Source organism: Paraburkholderia sp. GAS41, from assembly GCF_050436545.1.
Taxonomy (GTDB): domain Bacteria; phylum Pseudomonadota; class Gammaproteobacteria; order Burkholderiales; family Burkholderiaceae; genus Paraburkholderia.
The window spans coordinates 16592-36993 of sequence record NZ_JBNDMK010000008.1; the positions used below are offsets into that span (position 1 = coordinate 16592).

Sequence of the window (20402 nt, forward strand, 5' to 3'; positions counted from 1 at the left end):
ACCGCGCTCATCCGCACGCGCCCACTTCCCCACACACCGTGCAAAAGTCACAACCGTCCTTGCGGATCACCGCATTGGCCCCGCACGTTCCGCATTTGCGGCCTAGCATCGTGCGCAACTGGTTGATGCCGTCAATTTCGGACGATGCGCCCTCGTCGCTGTCCGCCAGCGCGACAGGAGCGGACGCAGGCGTTGCGGCGACCTGCTCGCGCCCGAGCCGTGCCAGCACACGAGACGGCATCTGATTGCCTTCGGCATCGAGAAAACCGCGCCGGTGCAGGATCTGCTGGATCGCGTAGGCGAGCGCCGCGACTTCCGAATCGTGCCAGAGCGGCGAGCGGTGACCGTCGAGCCGTTGCACCTCGCCCAGCCGCACCTGACCGCGATCCCACGACACCTTGCGCAGGTCCTGAAGATTGCGCGCCACGAAACCGCCGCGCGCGGCTAGAGACAGCGAGCGCATCTGCGCCGTGATCCACTGCTGCGATTCGTCGCGCTGACCCGCCGGAATAAAAAATTCGATAGGCCGCTCGATCGTCACATCGTCTCCGGAGAGGCGCCCAGTGACTTCCATGAACGACACGGCAACATATAAAGACTTCTTGCCCGCCTGAGTCAGATATTCGACCTTTTCGATAATCGCCGGGAGTTCGCCTTTCGGGCGATGGTCGATGGCGATACGCAAGGGGTCGAGATCTGCTTCGGTCAGCGAATCATCCGGCTGCTGAGGTGTCACGCTCAGCACCGCGCCCAAAGTTTCGTTAGGGCGGTAGGTGGCGAGCCCTTTGAGGCCGCCTTTCCAGGCATCGAAATAGAGGCTCTCGAAAGCCTCGAACGGATAATCCGCGGGGACATTGACCGTCTTCGAGATCGACGTGTCCACGTAAGGCTGCACGGCGGCCATCATGTCGAGATGGTCGCGCGCCGACATTTCCAGTGCGCTCACGAAGTAGTCGGGCAAGGCCGCGACGTCGCCACCCAGCTCGCGATACAGACGATACGCATGGTCCTCGACCGCGAACGACTCGCGGCTGCCATCGGCCATCACCTTCATGCGCGTGTAGGTCCACGAGAAGGCGGGCTCGATGCCATTCGAGGCGTTGTCGGCAAAAGCAAGGCTCACGGTGCCGGTCGGCGCGATCGACAAAAGGTGGCTGTTGCGGATGCCGTCGCGGCGGATTGCATCCTTGATGTCCTCGGGCAGGCGCGAAGCGAACGTACCGTCTTCCAGATAGCGCTGTGCGTCGAAGAGTGGGAACGCACCGCGTTCGCGGGCCAGTTCGACGGACGCACGGTAGGCCTCGTCACGCATCGAGCGCGCGATGCGCACCGCGAGGTCGCGGCCCTCGGGCGAGTTGTAACGCAGCCCGAGCATCACGAGCGTATCGCCCAGACCGGTGAAGCCCACGCCGATGCGACGCTTGGCGCGCGATTCGTCGTACTGCTCGGTCAATGGCCACAGCGTGGTATCGAGCACATCGTCGAGAAATCGCACCTGGGTGCGCGTGCTTTGTGCAAGCGCATCCCAGTCGAACGAGGGCGTCCCACCTTTGCTTTGCGCAAATGGCTCGCGCACGAAGCGCGTCAGATTGAGCGGCCCGAGATTGCAGCAGCCATAGGGCGGCAGCGGTTGTTCACCGCACGGGTTGGTGGCGCGAATGGTTTCGATCGCACGCAGGTTGTTGTCCTCGTTCATGCGCGAGATGAACACCACACCCGGTTCGGCGACATCGTAAGTAGAACGCATGATGCGGTCCCAGATCGCGCGCGCCGGCTTCTCGCTGTAGATCCACAGACCGTCGTCGCGCCGCTGCATGTCGTTGGCGGCGCGCAATGCGGGCGAAGGCTCGGCGCGATGCACGAGTTGCCACGGGAGATTGTGTTCGACCGCGCGCATGAACGCGTCGGTCACCGCGACCGACACGTTGAAGTTGTTCCAGCGGCCCTTCGAATGCTTGGCCTCGATGAATTCGAGCAGGTCAGGATGATCGCAGTCGAGCACGGCCATTTGCGCGCCGCGCCGCGAGCCCGCGCTCTCCACCGTACGGCACGAGGCGTCGAACACATCCATGTAACTGCACGGCCCGGAGGCTGACGAACTGGTGGTGTGAACGCGGGCGCCTTTCGGTCGGATCGCCGAAAAGTTATAACCGACCCCGCCGCCGCGGCGCATCGTTTCGGCGGCTTGCAGCAGCGCCACGTAGATGCCGGGCAAGCCTTGCTCGTCGGTGCCCTGGATAGCGTCGCCTACCGGCTGCACGAAACAGTTGATGAGCGTCGCCGCGATGCCGGTGCCGGCTGCGCTCATGATGCGGCCGGCGCCGAGCGCGCCATGGCGCAGATTCTCGACAAAACGGGCCTCGATGGTGTCGCGCAGTGCAGCGGGTTCGGCCATTGCAACGCCGCGTGCGACGCGCCGGTAGACATCGTCGGCGGTTTGCTCATCGCCTTTGGCGTACTTTTCTTGCAGGACGTCGAGGGAGAATTGTTGCGGCGCAACCGGAAGCGGGGTTGCGGAAGGCGTGCGGCGGGTCTCGATGCTGTCGTCTGCCATGGTCAGACCCTTAATGGCGCCGCGGATCGCGCAGCGCAATGGTGGAAAGCGGTCACTCTGACGGGGCTTCGGCGCTCCACGTGTGACGTGCCGCAACGAACTCACCATAGCTTACGTGACGCCTCGCCGCAATCCAAGGCATGGCTGGCAGAAGGGAGATACGACGTGAGAAAGCCGCGCTGGACCGACACGCGGCTCGACTGCAATGGAGTTCGGTGAGTTGGCGCGGCGTTCAGACTTGCAGCGCAATGCCGAGGGGGGCTCCAGCGGGCATGGTGTGTGCCAATGGCGCGACCTGTTTGCGCCGTTCACGCGTGGGCGCCGTGCCAAACGCGTCACGATAGCTCTTGCTGAAGTGGCAAGCGGACTGAAAACCGCAGGCCATCGTGATGTGCATGATGGACATGTCGGTCTGCAACAGCAGTTCGCGGGCGCGCCGCAAACGCAAGGTCAGATAGTAATGCGTGGGTGTCATGCCGAGGTGTTCGCGGAACAGGCGCTGCAATTGCCGCTGCGACATGTTCGCGAGGCGCGCGAGTTCTTCGCGCGACAAGGGCTCCTCGATGTTGTTCTCCATCAGCGCGATCACTTCGAATAGCGACTTGTTCGCCGAGCCAAGCCTCGCGACCAGCGGCATGCGTTGCTGCGCATTGATGTCGCGCACGTGTTCGACGATGAACTGCTCCGCGATCTGGGTGACGCGTGCGGTGCCGACGCGGGCCGCAATCAGGTTCAGCATCATGTCCAGCGGCGCGACGCCGCCGGTGCAGGTCACGCGATCGCGATCGATTACGAAGAGTTCTTTCAGGAAACGGATGTCCGGAAACTCTTCCTTGAGCGCCGACATGTTCTCCCAATGGATGGCACACGCGTAGCCTGCCAGCAGACCCGATTTCGCGAGCGCATAGGTGCCGGTGCACAGGCTGCCGAGCGCCACGCCGCTGCGCGCGAAACGGCGCAGTGTCGACAGATGGGCCTGGGTGGTTTCGCGTTGCACGTCGATGCCGCCGCACACGAACACGATATCCGGCTGTCCCACGCATTCGGCGGGACCGGTATCGACCGCGAGGCCGTTGCTGGCGGCAACGGGGCCGCCGTCCGGGCTGATGATCGACCAGCGGTAGAGCTGTTGTCCACTCAGGTAGTTCGCCATCCGTAATACTTCGATCGCATTGGTGAACGCGATCATCGTGAAGTTCGGCAGCGGCATGAAAGCGAAGTGGGACAGCGACGCGGTGCGGTCAGGCGACATGGTGCGGGTGTTCCTTCGGCTCTGTATTTGTGTTGCGGCCGTCGTGGGGAGACGACTCCGTCATTCTGGGTTCGAGTGCAACAAGCATGCCATACGGCTAAACCCTGGCCTTCTCAGGTCCGATGAAACGATGGCGTGCACCGCCGCACCGCACACGTGCGGCGCAGGCACTGTTCGCGGGCGCCTGGCGCTCGCAAGCTGTGCGCGCGGGCGGCGATTCGCACGACCGGTCACTTGTCCAAAACGGACCTGAATGTCGGAAAAGGCCAAGAACGCGTCTGAATTCGTAAATTGACGCTTCCGATGAGAGAGAAGAATAGAGCTGTCGGTAGCCGGTGCAGCAGGCCAGTCAAGGGATTCAAGGAATCATGCAGACGGCCGGCGCCACTGCAATCCATTACTCACGGAACGCCCATGTCGAACGCAAACCCTTTCTTTTCGCAGACTCTCGCCGAACGCGACGCGCCGGTGCGCAGCGCGGTGCTGAAGGAACTCGAGCGGCAGCAGTCGCAAGTCGAGCTGATCGCGTCGGAAAACATCGTGTCGCGCGCGGTACTCGAGGCGCAGGGCTCGGTGCTGACCAACAAGTATGCGGAAGGATATCCGGGCAAGCGTTACTACGGCGGGTGCGAATTCGCCGACCAGATCGAGGCGCTCGCAATTGAGCGCGTCAAGCCACTGTTCAATGCGGGCTATGCCAACGTGCAGCCGCACTCGGGCGCCCAGGCCAACGGCGCGGTGATGCTGGCGCTCACGAAGCCGGGCGACACCGTGCTCGGCATGTCGCTCGACGCGGGCGGTCACCTGACACATGGCGCGAAGCCCGCGCTCTCAGGCAAGTGGTTCAACGCCGTGCAATATGGCGTGGATCGCGAGACGCTGCGCATCGATTACGACCAGGTGGAAGCGCTCGCGCATGAACATAAGCCCACGCTGATCATCGCCGGTTTCTCCGCTTATCCGCGGGTGCTCGACTTTGCACGCTTTCGCGCGATTGCCGATAGCGTCGGAGCGAAGTTGATGGTGGATATGGCGCACATCGCCGGGGTGATTGCCGCGGGGCGTCATCCGAATCCGGTGGAGCACGCTCATGTCGTGACCTCGACGACCCACAAGACCTTGCGCGGCCCGCGTGGCGGCTTCGTGCTGACCAACGACGAAGAAATTGCCAAAAAGATCAACTCTGCCGTGTTTCCCGGTTTGCAGGGCGGCCCGCTGATGCATGTGATCGCCGGCAAGGCGGTGGCATTCGGCGAAGCGCTGCAGGACGGCTTCACGGCGTATATCGACAGCGTGCTGGCCAATGCCCGCGCACTCGGTGACGTGCTGAAGGCCGGCGGTGTCGATCTCGTCACGGGCGGCACGGATAACCATCTGCTGCTGGTGGATCTGCGTCCCAAGGGCTTGAAGGGCACCCAGGTCGAACAGGCGCTGGAACGGGCGGGTATCACCTGCAACAAGAACGGCATTCCGTTCGATACGGAAAAGCCCACCGTGACGTCCGGCATTCGCCTCGGTACACCCGCAGGGACGACGCGCGGTTTCGGTGTCAGCGAGTTTCGCGAGATCGGCCGCCTGATTCTCGACGTATTCGAAGCGCTGCGTGTCGCGCCTGAAGGCGATGCGGCTACCGAACAGCGGGTGCGCCGCGAGATCTTCGCGCTCTGCGAGCGCTTCCCGATCTACTGATTCGCCGTCCCGTCCACTGCATGACGCGAGACACAGCGTCCCCACACGCCAGCCACATGGAGCAAACAGAATGAGTACTCTGCATGAGAACAGCATCATCATCGACGGTCTGAATATTTCGCGGTTCGATCGTTCGGTGTTCGAAGATATGCAAAAGGGCGGCATCACCGCTACCAACTGCACGGTGTCGGTGTGGGAGAGCTTTGCCAAAACGGTCGACAACATTGCCCTGATGAAGCAGCAGATCCGCGAAAACAGCGAGTTTCTGACGCTCGTGCGTACTACCGACGATATCCTGCGCGCCAAGCAGGAAAAGCGTACCGGCGTGATTCTCGGCTTCCAGAATGCGCACGCGTTCGAGGACAATCTGGGCTACATCGAAGCCTTCGCCGATATGGGCGTGCGGGTCGTGCAGCTTTGCTACAACACGCAGAATCTGGTCGGCACCGGCTGTTATGAACGCGACGGCGGCCTGTCCGGTTTCGGCCGCGAAGTGATCAGCGAAATGAACCGCGTCGGCATCATGGTCGATCTTTCGCACGTCGGCGGTAATACGTCGTCCGAAGCGATTGCTTTCTCGAAGAAGCCCGTGTGCTATTCGCACTGTCTGCCGTCGGGTCTGAAGGAGCATCCGCGCAACAAGTCGGACGAACAACTGAAGGAAATTGCCGACGCAGGCGGTTTTGTCGGCGTGACGATGTTTGCGCCGTTCCTCAAGCGCGGCATCGACGCAACGGTGGAGGATTACGTCGAGGCCATCGACTACGTGGTGAACCTGATCGGCGAAGACGCCGTGGGGATCGGCTCCGATTTCACGCAAGGCTACACCGTCGATTTCTTCGACTGGATCACCCACGATAAAGGCCGCTATCGTCGCCTGACGAACTTCGGCAAGGTCGTGAATCCGGAAGGCATCCGGACGATTGGCGAATTCCCGAATCTGACTGCGGCGATGGAGCGGGCGGGCTGGAGCGATACGCGCATTCGTAAGATCATGGGCGAAAACTGGGTGCGCGTGTTCCGCGATGTCTGGGGCGCTTGAGACCGCATTTTAGGGCTTTCAGGCCGCAGTGACGGCAGATCCAACCTTGAACCGGCGACGGGTGCCTTGCAGAGCGCCCGCGATGAATACCGCTTACCCCACGGAGTGACACGCGATGCAACCGCAACTGCCGATCGACGTCGATTCGAATACGGGCGTCTGGACCACCGACGCGCTGCCGATGCTGTACGTGCCGCGCCATTTTTTCACCAACAACCATACGGCGGTCGAGGACGCACTGGGCCGCGAAGCGTACGCTGAGATCCTTTACAAAGCGGGCTACAAGTCCGCCTATCACTGGTGCGAGAAGGAAGCGAAGCAGCACGGCATGAGCGGCATGGCTGTCTTCGAGCACTACCTGAACCGTCTGTCGCAACGCGGCTGGGGTCTCTTCAAGATCGTCGAAGCCGACCCGCTGAGCGCCCGTGCACGGATCGAATTGCATTACTCGTCGTTCGTGCTGGCGCAACCGGGCAAGGAAGGCAAGCTCTGCTACATGTTTGCCGGCTGGTTTGCCGGGGCAATGGATTGGGTCAACGACACCACGGAAGCAGGCAAAAGCGCGCCACGTTCGCACTCGAAGGAAGTGCAGTGCGCGGCGGAACATCACGCACATTGCGTGTTCGAAGTGTCGCCGCTGGCTAACTAATTCCCTCGCTTTAATCGAACACCGCCCGAGGTCGTCCGCGATGCGTTATCCGAATCTGTTCAAACCTTTGACGCTGAACCAGTTGACGTTGCGCAACCGCATTGTCAGCACGGCGCATGCCGAGGTCTACGCCGAACCCGGCGGCTTGCCCGGCGATCGCTACATCCGCTACTACGAGGAAAAGGCCAAGGGCGGCGTGGGGCTGGCGGTGTGCGGCGGTTCCAGTCCGGTGTCGATCGATAGTCCGCAAGGTTGGTGGAAGTCAGTGAACCTCTCGACCGACAGGATCGTCGATCCGCTCGGTCGCCTCGCCGAAGCGATGCACCGCCACGGCGCGAAGATCATGATCCAGGCCACCCATATGGGCCGCCGGTCCGCCTTTCATGGCGAACACTGGCCGCATCTGATGACGCCGTCGGGCGTGCGCGAACCCGTGCACCGTGGCAACGCCAAGATTATCGAAGAAGAGGAAATCCGCCGCATCATTAGCGACTTTGCCGCTGCGGCAAAGCGTGTGCAGCAGGCGGGCATGGACGGTATCGAGATTTCGGCGGCGCACCAGCATCTGATCGATCAGTTCTGGAGCCCGCGCACCAACTTTCGTACCGATGAATGGGGCGGCAATTTGCAGAACCGCTTGCGCTTCGGCGTCGAAGTGCTGAGCGCCGTGCGCGAAGCCGTAGGCCGGGATTTTTGCGTTGGCTTGCGGATGTGCGGCGACGAATTCCATGAAGATGGGCTCGACCACGAGCAGTTGAAGGAGATCGCCCACGCGATGGCCGAGACGGGACTGATCGACTATATCGGCGTGATCGGCTCGGGTGCCGATACGCACAACACGCTGGCCAACTGCATGCCGCCCATGGCCTTGCCGCCGGAGCCGTTCGTGCATCTGGCCGCGGGCATCAAGTCGGTCGTGAAGCTGCCGGTGATGCATGCGCAGAGCATCCGCGATGCGGGGCAGGCAGAACGGCTGCTGGCCAACGGCATGGTCGACCTGGTCGGCATGACGCGCGCACAGATCGCCGATCCGCATATGGTCATCAAGATCCGCGACGGCCGCGAAGACGAGATCAAGCAGTGCGTAGGCGCGAATTACTGTATCGACCGCCAATACAACGGTCTGGATGTGCTGTGCGTGCAGAACGCCGCCACTTCGCGTGAAGCCACCATGCCGCATGTGATCGAAAAGACCCGTGGACCGCGCCGCAAGGTGGTGGTGGTGGGCGCAGGTCCCGCCGGACTCGAGGCCGCACGCGTGGCGCGTTCGCGTGGGCATGACGTTGTGCTGTTCGAAAAGAGCGATGCGGTGGGCGGCCAGATCATGCTGGCAGCCAAGGCGCCGCAACGCGAACAGATGGCGGGCATCGTCCGCTGGTTCGACATGGAAACGAAGCGCCTTGGCGTGGAGCGGCGCCTGGGTGTAGCGGCCGACCACAAGATGATCCTGGCGGAAAAGCCGGACATCGTGGTGCTCGCCACGGGCGGCTCGAGCTTTACGCAGCAAGTGCCGGCGTGGGGCGTTGAAGAGGGGCTGGCGGTCAGCTCGTGGGACATTCTCGCGGGGCGCGTCGAGCCGAAGCAGAACGTGCTTGTCTACGACGGCGTCAGCACGCATGCGGGTGCGGGCGTGGCGGACTTTATCTCCAGCCGGGGATCGAAAGTGGAGATCGTCACGCCGGATGTGAAGGTGGCGGATGACGTCGGCGGCACGACCTTCCCGATTTTCTATCGGCGCCTCTATGCGCAGGGTGTGGTTCACACGCCCAATTATTGGCTCGATCGCGTCTACGAAGAGGGTGGCAAGAAAATCGCCGTGCTGCGCAACGAGTACACCGAGGAGCAGGAAGAGCGGGCCGTCGACCAGGTGGTGATCGAAAACGGCAGCACCCCTAACGACGAGCTCTACTGGAAGCTCAAGCCTGAATCCGTGAACCGCGGGCAGGTCGACGTGCACAAGCTGTTTGCTGCCGAACCGCAACCGTCACTTTCCGAAGAGCTGGGCAACGGCCGCTTCCTCCTGTTCCGGGTCGGCGACTGCATTTCGATGCACAACATCCACGGCGCGATCTACGACGCGCTGCGTCTCTGCAAGGACTTCTAACGATGAGCCCGGCGTTTCTCATCACCGCATTGCTGTGGATATCGGTCGCCGGCCTCGCGTTTGCGGTCGCGAAGCGTTCATCTTACTGGAGGCTCGGACGTGCAACGGCGGCAGGCACGTTTGGCTGGACCAATCTGCTGACGATCCCGAAGCGCTATTTCGTCGATTTGCATCATGTGGTGGCGCGCGATCCGTACATCGCGAAGACGCATGTCGCCACCGCGGGCGGCGCCATCGCGGCATTCGCGCTGGTGTTCCTCAACTACGGTCTCGCGATTTACTCGCCGTGGCTCGACAAGCTGATCTTCCTTGCTGCCTTGATCATGCTGGTGGGCGCGGTGTTCGTCTGGCGCCGGCGCAGCGGCGCGAAAGCCGTGCCGGCGCGTCTGTCGCGCGGTCCGTGGGACACCTTGCCGTGGTTGCTCGGCTCGTTCGCGCTCGGTCTGTTGCTGTTCGTGCTGCTGCCCGCGTCGACTATGTCGGGTGGCCTTGCGGTGATTTTCGCGGTGCTGATCGCGGTGGGGGCGTTTGCGATGACCCTCGGTGCGGCGCGCGGCGGCCCCATGAAACACGCGTTAGCGGGGCTGCTGCACCTCGCATTCCATCCGCGTCAGGAGCGTTTTGCCGATCACGCCGACGCGCGTGCCGCCGCCACACCGCCCACTGCGCTGAAAACGCCGGTGCTCGAAAACAATGAGTACGGTGTCGGCCAACCGGTGGAATTCCGCTGGAACCAGCTGCTGAGTTTCGATGCCTGCGTGCAGTGCGGCAAGTGCGAAGCAGCCTGTCCCGCGTTTGCCGCCGGTCAGCCGCTCAATCCGAAGAAGCTGATTCAGGATCTGGTCACGGGCATGGTAGGCGGTTCGGATGCAGCCTATGCCGGTAGCCCGACGCCGGGTCTTTCGGTTGGACAGCATTCGGGGCAGCCTGACCGGCCGATCGTGTCGAGCCTGATCGAAGCCGACACGCTCTGGTCTTGCACCACCTGCCGCGCCTGCGTGCAGGAATGCCCGATGCTGATCGAGCACGTGGATGCAATCGTGGATATGCGTCGCAATCAGACGCTCGTGCATGGTACGGTGCCCGGCAAAGGCCCCGAGGTGCTGGCGAATCTGCGCGAAACCGGTACGGCAGGCGGTTACGACAAAACCGCGCGTTACGACTGGGCGGTGGATCTGAATGCACCGGTCGCACAGGCGGGCAAAGCAGTCGACGTGCTGCTGCTGGCCGGTGAGGGCGCCTTCGATATGCGCTATCAGCGCACGCTGCGCGCACTCGTGACGGTGTTGAACAAGGCGGGTGTCGACTATGCGGTATTGGGTGGCGACGAAACCGATACCGGCGACATCGCGCGGCGGCTCGGTGACGAAGCCACGTTTCAGCGTATGGCAAAACAATTGACCGGTACGTTGGCGAACCTGACTTTTAAGCGCATCGTCACGGCCGACCCGCATGTCATGCACAGTCTGCGTAACGAATACCGCGCACTGGGGACACGTTTCGAAGTGCTGCATCACACGAGTTTCATCGCGAGCCTGGTGACATCCGGCAAGCTCTCGCCGCGCGCCGCCGAGGCGCTGGCGGATAAACGCATCACGTATCACGATCCGTGTTATCTGGGCCGCTACAACGGCGAGACAGAGGCCCCGCGTCAATTGCTCAAATCGATCGGCATCAAGGTGGTCGAGATGGAGCGTCACGGCAAACGTGGCCGTTGCTGCGGCGGCGGTGGTGGCGCGCCTTTGACGGATATTCCCGGCAAGCAACGCATTCCGGATATTCGCGTGGCGGATGCCCGTGCGATAAGTGCCGAAGTGATCGCGGTTGGGTGTCCGAACTGCACGGCGATGCTCGAAGGTGTGGTCGGTCCGCGTCCGGAAGTGCTCGACGTGGCCGAACTCGTCGCCGCGGCGCTGGAGTGAAGCGATGAACACGATCCTCAAACGTATCGATCCGCGCCGCCCATTCACCATCACGGCGGCTGGGCTGAAGCGCATTACGCTTGGCGTGGTGACGGAAGCGGGGAGTCTGCAGGATGAAGCCCTTCATTCGAACCACGTGCCTGGGCAGACCCACGGCGGCGCTGCTGCAAAGCCGCGTCGTACCACGCAAAGTGCACGGCGCACCCTGCTGGTAGTCGCCCATAGCGAGCGCGGCTCGCTGGATGACCATGCCCGTCAGACCCTCGCTGCGGCTGCCTTGATTGCCGATCCGCACACTCAGGTTGCGCTGCTGGTATTGGGCGAGCTGAAAGACGATGTCGCCGCGCTCGGCGCTGATAAGGTGATCGAAGTATCGGCGTTCGATCGTCGTACCTTCGCACCCGAAAGCGAATTGCAGGCCTTGGCAGCTTGCGTCGCGCAGCTTGCCCCCGCGCACATCCTGATGCCGGACAATGCCACGGGCGACGGCGATCTCGGCCGCCGTTACGCGGCTTACGCGCGGGCGAGCGTCGCGACGCATGTGGTCGAACTCTCGGCCACGCATGTGGGGGTGGCTGTCCACGCGAAGAAAGGCTTCGCGACGCGCGCTCTACCTGAGATTGTCTTGCTCGCCATGGGCGCCGTGGATTCGCGCCTGCCGTTTATCGGCGCAGGCGAGCGTATGGCGATGCCGTTCATGACGGCGGCCGGTGCCACGTCTGCTTACGACGTCTACCGGGACCTGGGCATGGAAGATATCGACGCGGCGCAGGTCGCGCTCGAAGAAGCGGATTTCATCGTCTCGGCGGGTAATGGCGTGACCGACGTGAGCGCCTTCGAGAAACTAGCCGGCGCATTCGGCGCCGCGATCGGCGCAAGCCGGGTGGCGGTCGACAACGGCATGTTCACGCGCGACAAGCAGATCGGTGCGACCGGCAAGACCGTCGAGGCGAGCGTGTATATCGCCTTTGGCATCTCCGGCGCGGTCCAGCATCTGCAGGGCATCAAGGACTGCCGCCACGTGATCGCCGTGAATCTCGATGGCAGCGCGCCCATCACGAAGCGCGCCAATCTGACGATCATCGGCGAAACGCAGGCCATTACCACGGCGCTGATCGAGGCGGTCGCGTTGGCCCGCTCGTCGTCCCTGGCGGTAAGCCCGCCCGTTACCGCGGCGATTGCCGAAGGAGTGGCCGCATGAGCCGCAAACTGACCCGCATCGCGGTACTCGTTTCGGTCGGACGTCACCCCATCAGCGGCGTGGCGCGCTATAGCCGCAACGATGCCGCCGCATTGGAAACAGGCCGCGCGCTGTCGCGTCAGCATGGTGCAAAGCTCGATACGCTGCATGTCGGTGACCCTGCGAATCCGGCGCTGGAAGACTACCTGGCGCTGGGCGCTGAGCGCATTGAAGTGCTGGCCTGCACTGAGGACGACGAAGCGGTCGCTACATTGGCGGTCCGCTTGCAGGACTACGACCTGGTGTTGACCGGGACCTGCGCAGAAGGCGCGTTCGACAGCGGCATGCTGCCGTACCAGCTCGCGGATGCGCTCGGCTATCCACTGATCGGCGCTGCCGTGGAAGCTTCGGTGGCCGAAGGACGCGTGACCGTACGGCAATTTCTGCCGAAAGGCGTGCGCAGGCGCGTCGAAGCCACGCTGCCCGCGGTGGTGGCGGTGCATCCGCTCGCCAGCGTCACGCCGCGCTATGCGTACGCTCGCCAGCAGGCCGGTTCTATCGTCGTTTCTCACGTCAAGCCGGCCGCCGGCATCGATGCAGGCTCGTGGACGGTGACCGCCGCACAGCGTAAGCCGGTGCGTCTCGCCGCGCAGGAAAAGCGCTCGGGCCATGCACGCATGCTTTCGGCCACGACCACGGAAAGCCGCGGCGGCAGCGTCGTAATTGAAGGGACTTCGGTCGAAAAAGCACAAGTGATCCTCGGCTATTTGCGCGAGCATCAACTCATCGATTACTGAATTTGCGCCGCACCACGGCCCGCAGCAATTCCGGAGCACACATGAAAGTATCGGCAGACATTCACGCGCTGGTCGACCGGCGCAAGAAGGGCTACAGCCTCGAAGCGCCGTTTTACCAGAGCGACGAATTTTTCGCGCTCGATATGGAAGCCATCTTCCGCAAGCACTGGATTCAGGTCGCCGTCGAACCGGATATTGCCGAACCGGGCGACTACACCACCGTTCAACTCGGCAACGACTCGATTCTGATCGTGCGCGACGACGACATGCAGGTGCGGGCGTTCCACAACGTCTGCCGGCATCGCGGCGCACGGCTGTGCAACGAGGACAAGGGCTCGGTGGGCAATATCGTCTGCCCGTATCACAGCTGGACGTACAACCTGACGGGTCAGTTGATGTTTGCCGAGCATATGGGCGAACAGTTCGACCGCTGCAAGCACAGCCTGAAAACGGTTCACGTGCAGACGCTCGCCGGGCTGATTTTCATTTGCCTCGCCGAGCAACCGCCGGTCGATTTCGAGGTGATGCGCGCCGCCATGGAGCCGTATCTGCTGCCGCACGATCTGCCGAACTGCAAGATCGCGGCGACCGTCGATATCATCGAGAAAGGCAACTGGAAGCTGACGATGGAGAACAACCGCGAGTGCTATCACTGCGTGGCGAACCATCCTGAGCTGACGATCTCGCTGTACGAATATGGTTTTGGGTACCAGCCTTCACCGGCCAATGCCGAAGGTATGGCCGCGTTCGAACGCGAATGCGTCGAGCGTTCGGCGCAATGGGAGGCGCTGAATCTGCCCTCGGTGGAAGTTGATCGTCTGTCCGACGTGACGGGCTTTCGCACCCAACGTCTGCCGCTCGATCGCAATGGGGAATCGCAGACGCTCGATGCGAAGGTGGCCTCGAAAAAGCTGCTCGGCGAATTCAAACAGGCCGATCTAGGCGGCCTGTCGTTCTGGACCCAGCCGAACTCGTGGCACCACTTCATGAGCGATCACATCGTGACGTTCTCGGTGATTCCGCTTTCGGCCGGCGAAACGCTGGTGCGCACGAAGTGGCTCGTGCACAAGGACGCGAAAGAAGGCGTTGATTACGACGTGAAAAATCTGACCGCCGTGTGGAATGCGACCAACGATCAGGATCGTGCGCTGGTCGAATTTTCGCAGCGGGGCGCCGCGAGCAGCGCGTATGAGCCGGGGCCGTATTCTCCGTACACCGAAGGACTCGTCGAGAAATTCAGCGACTGGTATATCCAGCGCCTGGCAGCACTGATCAATAAGTGAAGGTTTGATTCAACAACTGAATGCCTGGCGGCACGTGGAGCGAACAATGATACGGGATGCGGCAACCTTCGACCCCGTTGAAAGCCGGCTGACCAAGCCGCAATTCTGGGGTACGCTGCCGGCGCGCTGGACGAGCGACGTCGAAGAGACGCTGGTCTGTTGCCAGGTGCGTCAGGAAACGCACGACGTAAAGAGCTTTTTCTTCCGTTCGCCTGCCGGACATGGCTTTTCTTTCGAGCCGGGCCAGTTCGTCACGCTCGAACTGGAGATAGGGGGCGAGACGATCAACCGGTGCTACACCATCTCATCGTCGCCGACACGTCCCCATACGATCTCGATCACCGTGAAGCGGGTGCCGGGCGGAAAAGTGTCGAACTGGCTGCATGACAACCTGCAAGCCGGCGCGCGGGTTCGTGTATTGGGACCCGCGGGCGAATTCACCTGCGCGCGGCATCCGGCGCGAAAATACCTGTTTTTGTCGGCGGGGTCGGGCATCACGCCTTTGATGTCGATGAGTCGCGCGCATCACGAGTTGAGCGAAGACCGTGACATCGTATTCGTGCATAGCGCCCGCACGCCGGACGACATTATCTTCGCGCGCGAACTCGATCTGATCGCGGCGAATCAGAGTCACTTCCGTACGTCCTTTGTGTGCGAGCGGCTTGGCGCACGCACGAACTGGCCGGGCGTCACCGGCTTTCTCACACTGCCGCTACTCAAGGTGATTGCGCCGGACTATATGGAGCGCGAAATATTCACCTGCGGCCCGGCGCCGTACATGAAGGCCGTACGCGACCTGCTGGACGAGGCCGGCTTCGATCGACAGCACTATCACGAAGAGAGTTTTTCGTTCGAGACGCTACTTGAAGATGCGCCGGAACTGTTGGCGGAAGACCCGCCGGTCGAGCAGGATAGCGCCGCGAGCACGTTCGCCGTGAGCTTCGCGCGCAGCAATCGGGAGATTCGCTGCGGTACCGGTCAGCATGTCCTCGATGCTGCCCGGCAAGCCGGTGTGCGCTTGCCCGCCTCCTGCACACAGGGTATGTGCGGCACCTGCAAGGTCAAGCTGGTCTCGGGCCAGGTGGACATGAAGCACAACGGCGGTATCCGTCAGCGTGAGATCGACCAGGGCATGGTCCTGCTGTGTTGCAGCAAGCCGCTGTCGGATCTGGTGGTGGATAAATAAACTGTTGAATCAGGTGTGTATTCAAGTCGCATTTGGACAAGCAGACGTCGCAAAGCTTACTTCATGGCGATTTCTGGCTAGTGATTCTAAAGGCTCACCGCGTGTGGCGGGTACAAGGAGATCGACCATGAAAGGCTTGAAAAAGCAGCTGCTTTGCAGCGCCTTGGGGGCTGCGCTAATCACGATGATGAGCGTCAGTGTGACCGCAACCGCGGACACCAAGCCGACGATCAAGATCGGCTACGTCGAAGGTTGGGATGACAGCGTGGCGACATCGAACGTCGCGGCTGAAGTCATCCAGAAGCGTCTTGGCTATCCGGTGCAACTCGTTCCGGTTGCGGCTGGGATCATGTGGCAAGGTGTGGCCCGGGGCGATCTGGATGCGACGCTTTCAGCGTGGCTGCCCGTGACGCAGGGCGCGTACTGGGATCAGTTCAAGACGAAGGTGTCCGATCTCGGCACCAACTTCCCGGACGCGAAGATTGGCTTGATCGTACCGGCTGACGTGCCCGAATCGAGCATTGCGGATCTCGAAGCGCACAAGGCGGACTTTGGCGGGCGCATTGTCGGCATCGATGCGGGTGCGGGTGTGATGAAGAAAACCGACGACGCGATCAAGGCCTATAGCCTCGATTATCAGCTGATGCCCAGTTCGGGCAGCGCGATGACGGCAGAACTCGCACGTTCAATGCATGCCAACAAGCCCGTAATCGTCACGGGTTGGGCGCCGCACTGGATGTTCGCGAAGTGGAAGCTCAAGTTCCTCGACGACCCGAAGAAGGTATTCGGCGAATCGGAACATGTCGACAACGTCATCAACCCCGGGCTCGAGACCAAGGCGGCACCCGTGGTTGCGTTTCTGAAGAAATTCCAATGGAAGCCGGGCGAGATCGACAGTGTGATGCTGGCGACAGAAAATGGCGCCAAGCCTGCCGCAGCGGCCGATGCGTGGATTGCCGCGCATGGCGACCGGGTGGATAGCTGGGTGGGTGGCGCGCAGTAACGGCTGCCGCTTTCACACTGCATGAGCACGGTACAGGTGGCGATGTCAGCACCTGTACCGCGCCGAATCAGAAACCTCAGAAACGAAACTGTGCGCCAAGCAAGGGGCCTTGCTCGCTGACATCGTACAGAAAGCCGCCATTGCTACGTTTGATGTCCAGGTATCGATACCCGGCATACGCGGTCAGCCAGTCCTTGAACCGATAACCAATGCCCGCATAGAGTTCCCACGTCCGGTCCGACGATATGCCGAAGCTGCCGACGTCGCCATAGCCGGTAAAGGTAAATCCCGTGGCGAACGGCACCGTCAGGCGGGCGCCAATAACCGGGTCGGCCCAGGTGTCGCCAATGCTGCTACTGCGCGTTGGCAGCAGTGCGGCGTTCAGATCGATCTGGTTGTCGACGTGAAATATTCGCACACCGACTAGTCCGTCGACTGCAACCGTTGGCGAATCAACCACGCGGTAGGCACCTTCGATCGTACTGTTGAAGTTCCATTGTTTGGCCGTAGCGCTATCGAACAATGGACCGGGTGTCGACGCGTTCGCTTTGAGCTTCACATATTGCACGTCGCCGAGAATGCCGAAGCGGCCATTCCATGCCTCGCCGCTCAGAAAAACAGAAGGCCCGTCGAGATGGTTAAAGATGTCTGAGAAGCTGACGTCGATCGATGAGGGCGGAAGACTGCTGGACGCGCCGACATTGCCACGCAGGCCGGTCATCCAGAAGTAGGGCGACACGCTGAATGTCCATCCAGTCGCGACGGGCGCGTGCGCGGACGTGGTCGCGGGCGGTGTCTGTGCAGAAACTGTGTGTATGGACAATACGGTCGCCAGAAGCGGCGCCACCTGGCGAAAAAGGGCTTTGCGCAGCATGATCCTCCCTGGCGCATCAAGGCTAAGCTATCGCGCAACCGGCAGCGGCGTGTTGCCGTCGAGCCGGTTGCGCGTTTCTATCGTGTCATCCCACGGTCCGCTTATTCTGCGGGTTGCGCCTCGGGAAACTTCCATCTGCCGTCAAGAATTTCGGCATGGGGGCGATAGAGACGAACCATGTAGTTCCATCCCTTCGAAATGGGCAGGCAGTTAGGCACCTTGCCGTCGCAGCCGCCGAACTGAATCTCGATCTGACCGTCAGCGTCTTTCTTCGCCGTAATGTTGTTGATCGAGTAAGCGTTATACGGATTCGCCTCGAAGTAACCCTTTTCGTCGTACACCGTGACTGACCAGAAACCGTCGACCGGTACGTGCCCGACCTTCAGCTTATAGACGGTCGTGCCATCGTTGCGGGGAGGATCGACATTCAGATAAAGCGCTTCGCGAGCAGGATTGCCGCCCCAACCGAGTGCGGCGCCGATCACGAATCGCACAGGATCGACGTCAGCTCGCGTTCCGAACATCTGTTTGGTATCCGGTAGCGTCGTACTGAGGACCAGCAGCGCATCACGCACCTTTTTCTGACTGACCGGGTCCCATGCGGGTACCTCGAAACGTCCGGCGTCCTTCTGTTGCGCCTTGATCTGGTCCTGCAGGGCGTGGACTTCGTCGAGATCTTTTGGATCAAGTGGGTTGACCAGAGTCCGCACGGCCACTACCACGTAGCGCGTGCCGATTGCTTTACGCGTAAGCGTGTGGCTTCCCGCACCGTAATAGACGCCATGGGTATATTGATCTTCGTCGATGATCTGCAGTGACATGAAGCGCTTACCCGACTGCGGAAGGGTAACGGTCACCGGCCCCGCATCCAGGTCGAACACCGCCGAGGAATAGAGCGTGTCGCGGTTTAGCCGGATGACGGTTTGATTGTCTATCGGTGCAGGCTCACGCGAGTGATGGAATTTGCCGAAACCGCCGCTTTTCACGACCCCGCCGAAGTACATGTCCGACTCTGCGCGAGCAAAGTTGTCAGGCGTGACGGGCACCAGATTGTCTGCTTTAGCAGACGGAGCTGATTGCGCAGCGCTTAGCGTGGCAAGACTCAAGGCAGTGAGAAATGTAGCCGCTCTGATAGCGGGCTTGCTTGTGATCATCATTGTGAAAAACCTCCGTTCTTTTGATCGCATCGCGTCACTCCTGCTGTCCGGCATTCAGCCGTCCGGCATGTGTCACGTGCGCAGTGGCAAACCTCATGCGCTCAGCGTGACCTCAAAGGCCGAAACGACACTGACATGCTAGTAAATCCGTGCTTCGATGGAAAGTCGGTTGACCACCGACGTCACGCCGTCGACGCTTGCGGCAATCTCACTCGCCTTCGCAATCTGATTGGAGTCGGTCACCGATCCGCTTAAGGTCACCACACCGCTGCGGGCTCGCACGAAGACGTTGGCGACGTTGATACCTCCTGCTTTGCCCAAGGTTCGCCGGACGTCCTGAGCTAGTTTGCGATCCGCTTTGGAGGCGGCTTTTTTATCGTACTGCGACGCGCCAGCCTGGCTCGATGCCGCTTCACTGCCCGGCTGTGCATGAGCCGTCACCGCTGCCGCTACAGCGAGGCAGCAAACGGCGCCGACAGCCAGTAGCCTTCTGGAAGAATTCATGATCTGTTTCTCCGCATGTTAGTTGTCACGTTCCGGTGCAACGACGCTCTCTGAGCCTGTTGAGCGGCGTTGCCGTCTCGCACTGAAGTCTAGAATTGATGCCGGATACCCGTCATGACGCCGACTTGCGTACCTTTCTGTGACAGCCCAAGACTGTTGACACCTTGCAACTGCGCTCCAATCAGATCGCTTCGATAAAGAGAATAGTTACCTTCGAGATAAACGTCGGTTCGCCTCGAGAGGTTGTAGTCGGCCAGTATTTCGAATTGCGATGCGTTGCCATCCTTTGAATCGGTTTTGCCCGTTTGCAGCGTGCGCCAGTAGTTAAGCGACATGCGCAGCGGGATTGCAAACGAATGAGTCGCTCCGAGCGTGAACATCCTGCGCGAGCTGAAATCCGTAAACTTGAGGGCGGCTAGCCCCGCTGCGGTGAATGGACCGTTGGCAAAAGACTGGAAGCTTGGATCGAGCCGGTTCTCGAAGTAGCCAGCATGAAATTGCGTGCTTTGCCATGTATAGGCAGCGCCAGCTGTCCACGCCTTCGAATGGCCGCCGCCCGTCGAGTCGCGCGAATCCATATAGCCCGCCGCGAGATTGACCGAGGTCGCGGGGAGATACGCAACGCCGACACCGAGCTGCGACCCGGATGCCATCTGTCCCGCGACATTGCCAAATGCGTAGGATAACTCGCCAATCACATTGCCGACCCTGGCAGAATATTTTGCCATGTTGCTCGACCAAATTCCGCCGAGCAGCGTGACTTCAGGCTGGAAGCTCTGGTTGTACGGAACCCAGGCATTCGACGCGTACGATTGGGTGACCACGTCGACCAGCACGTTGGTCTGCCGCCCCATCGTGAGCTGCCCAACAGAGGATGACTGAAGGCCGACATAGGCGGTATTCCAGAAAGGTAAGGCTGGATCCGACTGACCGTTGTTCAGATCGAAACGGTTCTCGAGCCGAAACAGCGCCTTGAGGCCTCCGCCGAGATCTTCCGTGCCGTTTATGCCGAAGCGGCTTTCGGACAGACCCGCCGTGCCCATTCTGACCAACGAGTCACCCGCCTTATCGACGTGCGTTAAGTACTGAATGCTCACGTCAGTCAAACCATACAACGTGACACTCGATTGAGCGAAGGCGTTTCCTCCGCCCAGAATTGCGGCTGCGCCAATGAAGCAAATGCGTTTCATCCGTTCCCCTGTCAGA

The 20402-nt window shown here is 61.4% G+C and carries 16 protein-coding genes; 10 read left to right on the forward strand and 6 right to left on the reverse strand.

All coding sequences use genetic code 11. The features are described 5' to 3' along the window. Positions 1-7 precede the first annotated feature (7 nt). Both P3T43_RS13385 and P3T43_RS13390 read right to left on the reverse strand, forming a co-directional pair. Positions 8-2554, reverse strand: a complete 2547-nt coding sequence (locus P3T43_RS13385; protein WP_429281528.1) for an adenosylcobalamin-dependent ribonucleoside-diphosphate reductase — start codon at positions 2552-2554, stop codon at positions 8-10. Positions 2555-2786: 232 nt separating this feature from the next. Then, positions 2787-3806: a GlxA family transcriptional regulator gene (locus tag P3T43_RS13390; RefSeq protein ID WP_429281529.1), complete on the reverse strand. Its 1020-nt coding sequence runs from the start codon at positions 3804-3806 to the stop codon at positions 2787-2789. Positions 3807-4220: 414 nt separating this feature from the next. Between P3T43_RS13390 and P3T43_RS13395 the strand changes: the two genes are divergently transcribed. The 10 genes from P3T43_RS13395 to P3T43_RS13440 all read left to right on the forward strand — a co-directional run bounded on the left by P3T43_RS13395 (position 4221) and on the right by P3T43_RS13440 (position 16661). Next, positions 4221-5495 (forward strand): serine hydroxymethyltransferase, encoded by a 1275-nt coding sequence (locus P3T43_RS13395; RefSeq protein WP_429281530.1) that lies wholly within the window; start codon positions 4221-4223, stop codon positions 5493-5495. Between the two features lie 70 nt (positions 5496-5565). Next, on the forward strand, positions 5566-6537 hold the full coding sequence (locus tag P3T43_RS13400) for a dipeptidase (RefSeq protein ID WP_429281531.1): 972 nt from the start codon (positions 5566-5568) through the stop codon (positions 6535-6537). A 115-nt stretch (positions 6538-6652) separates the two neighbouring features. After that, positions 6653-7186 carry a DUF5943 domain-containing protein gene (locus P3T43_RS13405; RefSeq protein ID WP_429281532.1) on the forward strand — a complete coding sequence of 178 codons (534 nt, stop codon included), beginning with the start codon at positions 6653-6655 and terminating at the stop codon, positions 7184-7186. A 40-nt stretch (positions 7187-7226) separates the two neighbouring features. Beyond that, a complete protein-coding gene (locus P3T43_RS13410) occupies positions 7227-9290 on the forward strand; it encodes an FAD-dependent oxidoreductase (protein ID WP_429281533.1) in 2064 nt (687 codons plus the stop codon). Positions 9291-9292: 2 nt separating this feature from the next. Further along, entirely contained in the window at positions 9293-11212 is a 1920-nt protein-coding gene (locus P3T43_RS13415; RefSeq protein ID WP_429281534.1) for a (Fe-S)-binding protein, read from the forward strand. Positions 11213-11216: 4 nt separating this feature from the next. After that, entirely contained in the window at positions 11217-12413 is a 1197-nt protein-coding gene (locus P3T43_RS13420) for an electron transfer flavoprotein subunit alpha/FixB family protein (RefSeq protein ID WP_429281535.1), read from the forward strand. After that, positions 12410-13189, forward strand: a complete 780-nt coding sequence (locus P3T43_RS13425) for an electron transfer flavoprotein subunit beta/FixA family protein (protein ID WP_429281536.1) — start codon at positions 12410-12412, stop codon at positions 13187-13189. The genes P3T43_RS13420 and P3T43_RS13425 overlap by 4 nt, the downstream gene beginning before the upstream one ends. A 41-nt stretch (positions 13190-13230) precedes the next feature. Then, on the forward strand, positions 13231-14472 hold the full coding sequence (locus P3T43_RS13430) for an aromatic ring-hydroxylating oxygenase subunit alpha (protein ID WP_429281537.1): 1242 nt from the start codon (positions 13231-13233) through the stop codon (positions 14470-14472). Positions 14473-14518: 46 nt separating this feature from the next. Then, positions 14519-15658: an FAD-binding oxidoreductase gene (locus P3T43_RS13435; protein ID WP_429281538.1), complete on the forward strand. Its 1140-nt coding sequence runs from the start codon at positions 14519-14521 to the stop codon at positions 15656-15658. A gap of 184 nt (positions 15659-15842) precedes the next feature. Then, positions 15843-16661 carry a glycine betaine ABC transporter substrate-binding protein gene (locus P3T43_RS13440; RefSeq protein ID WP_429281710.1) on the forward strand — a complete coding sequence of 273 codons (819 nt, stop codon included), beginning with the start codon at positions 15843-15845 and terminating at the stop codon, positions 16659-16661. A gap of 76 nt (positions 16662-16737) precedes the next feature. Here P3T43_RS13440 and P3T43_RS13445 read toward each other — a convergent pair whose 3' ends face one another. The 4 genes from P3T43_RS13445 to P3T43_RS13460 form a co-directional block, all read right to left on the reverse strand. Further along, positions 16738-17400 (reverse strand): hypothetical protein, encoded by a 663-nt coding sequence (locus P3T43_RS13445; RefSeq protein ID WP_429281539.1) that lies wholly within the window; start codon positions 17398-17400, stop codon positions 16738-16740. Positions 17401-17636: 236 nt separating this feature from the next. Then, positions 17637-18746 (reverse strand): DUF1254 domain-containing protein, encoded by a 1110-nt coding sequence (locus tag P3T43_RS13450; protein ID WP_429281540.1) that lies wholly within the window; start codon positions 18744-18746, stop codon positions 17637-17639. Positions 18747-18830: 84 nt separating this feature from the next. Continuing rightward, on the reverse strand, positions 18831-19196 hold the full coding sequence (locus P3T43_RS13455; RefSeq protein ID WP_429281541.1) for a BON domain-containing protein: 366 nt from the start codon (positions 19194-19196) through the stop codon (positions 18831-18833). Between the two features lie 89 nt (positions 19197-19285). Then, positions 19286-20386 (reverse strand): porin, encoded by a 1101-nt coding sequence (locus P3T43_RS13460; protein ID WP_429281542.1) that lies wholly within the window; start codon positions 20384-20386, stop codon positions 19286-19288. Positions 20387-20402 lie beyond the last annotated feature (16 nt).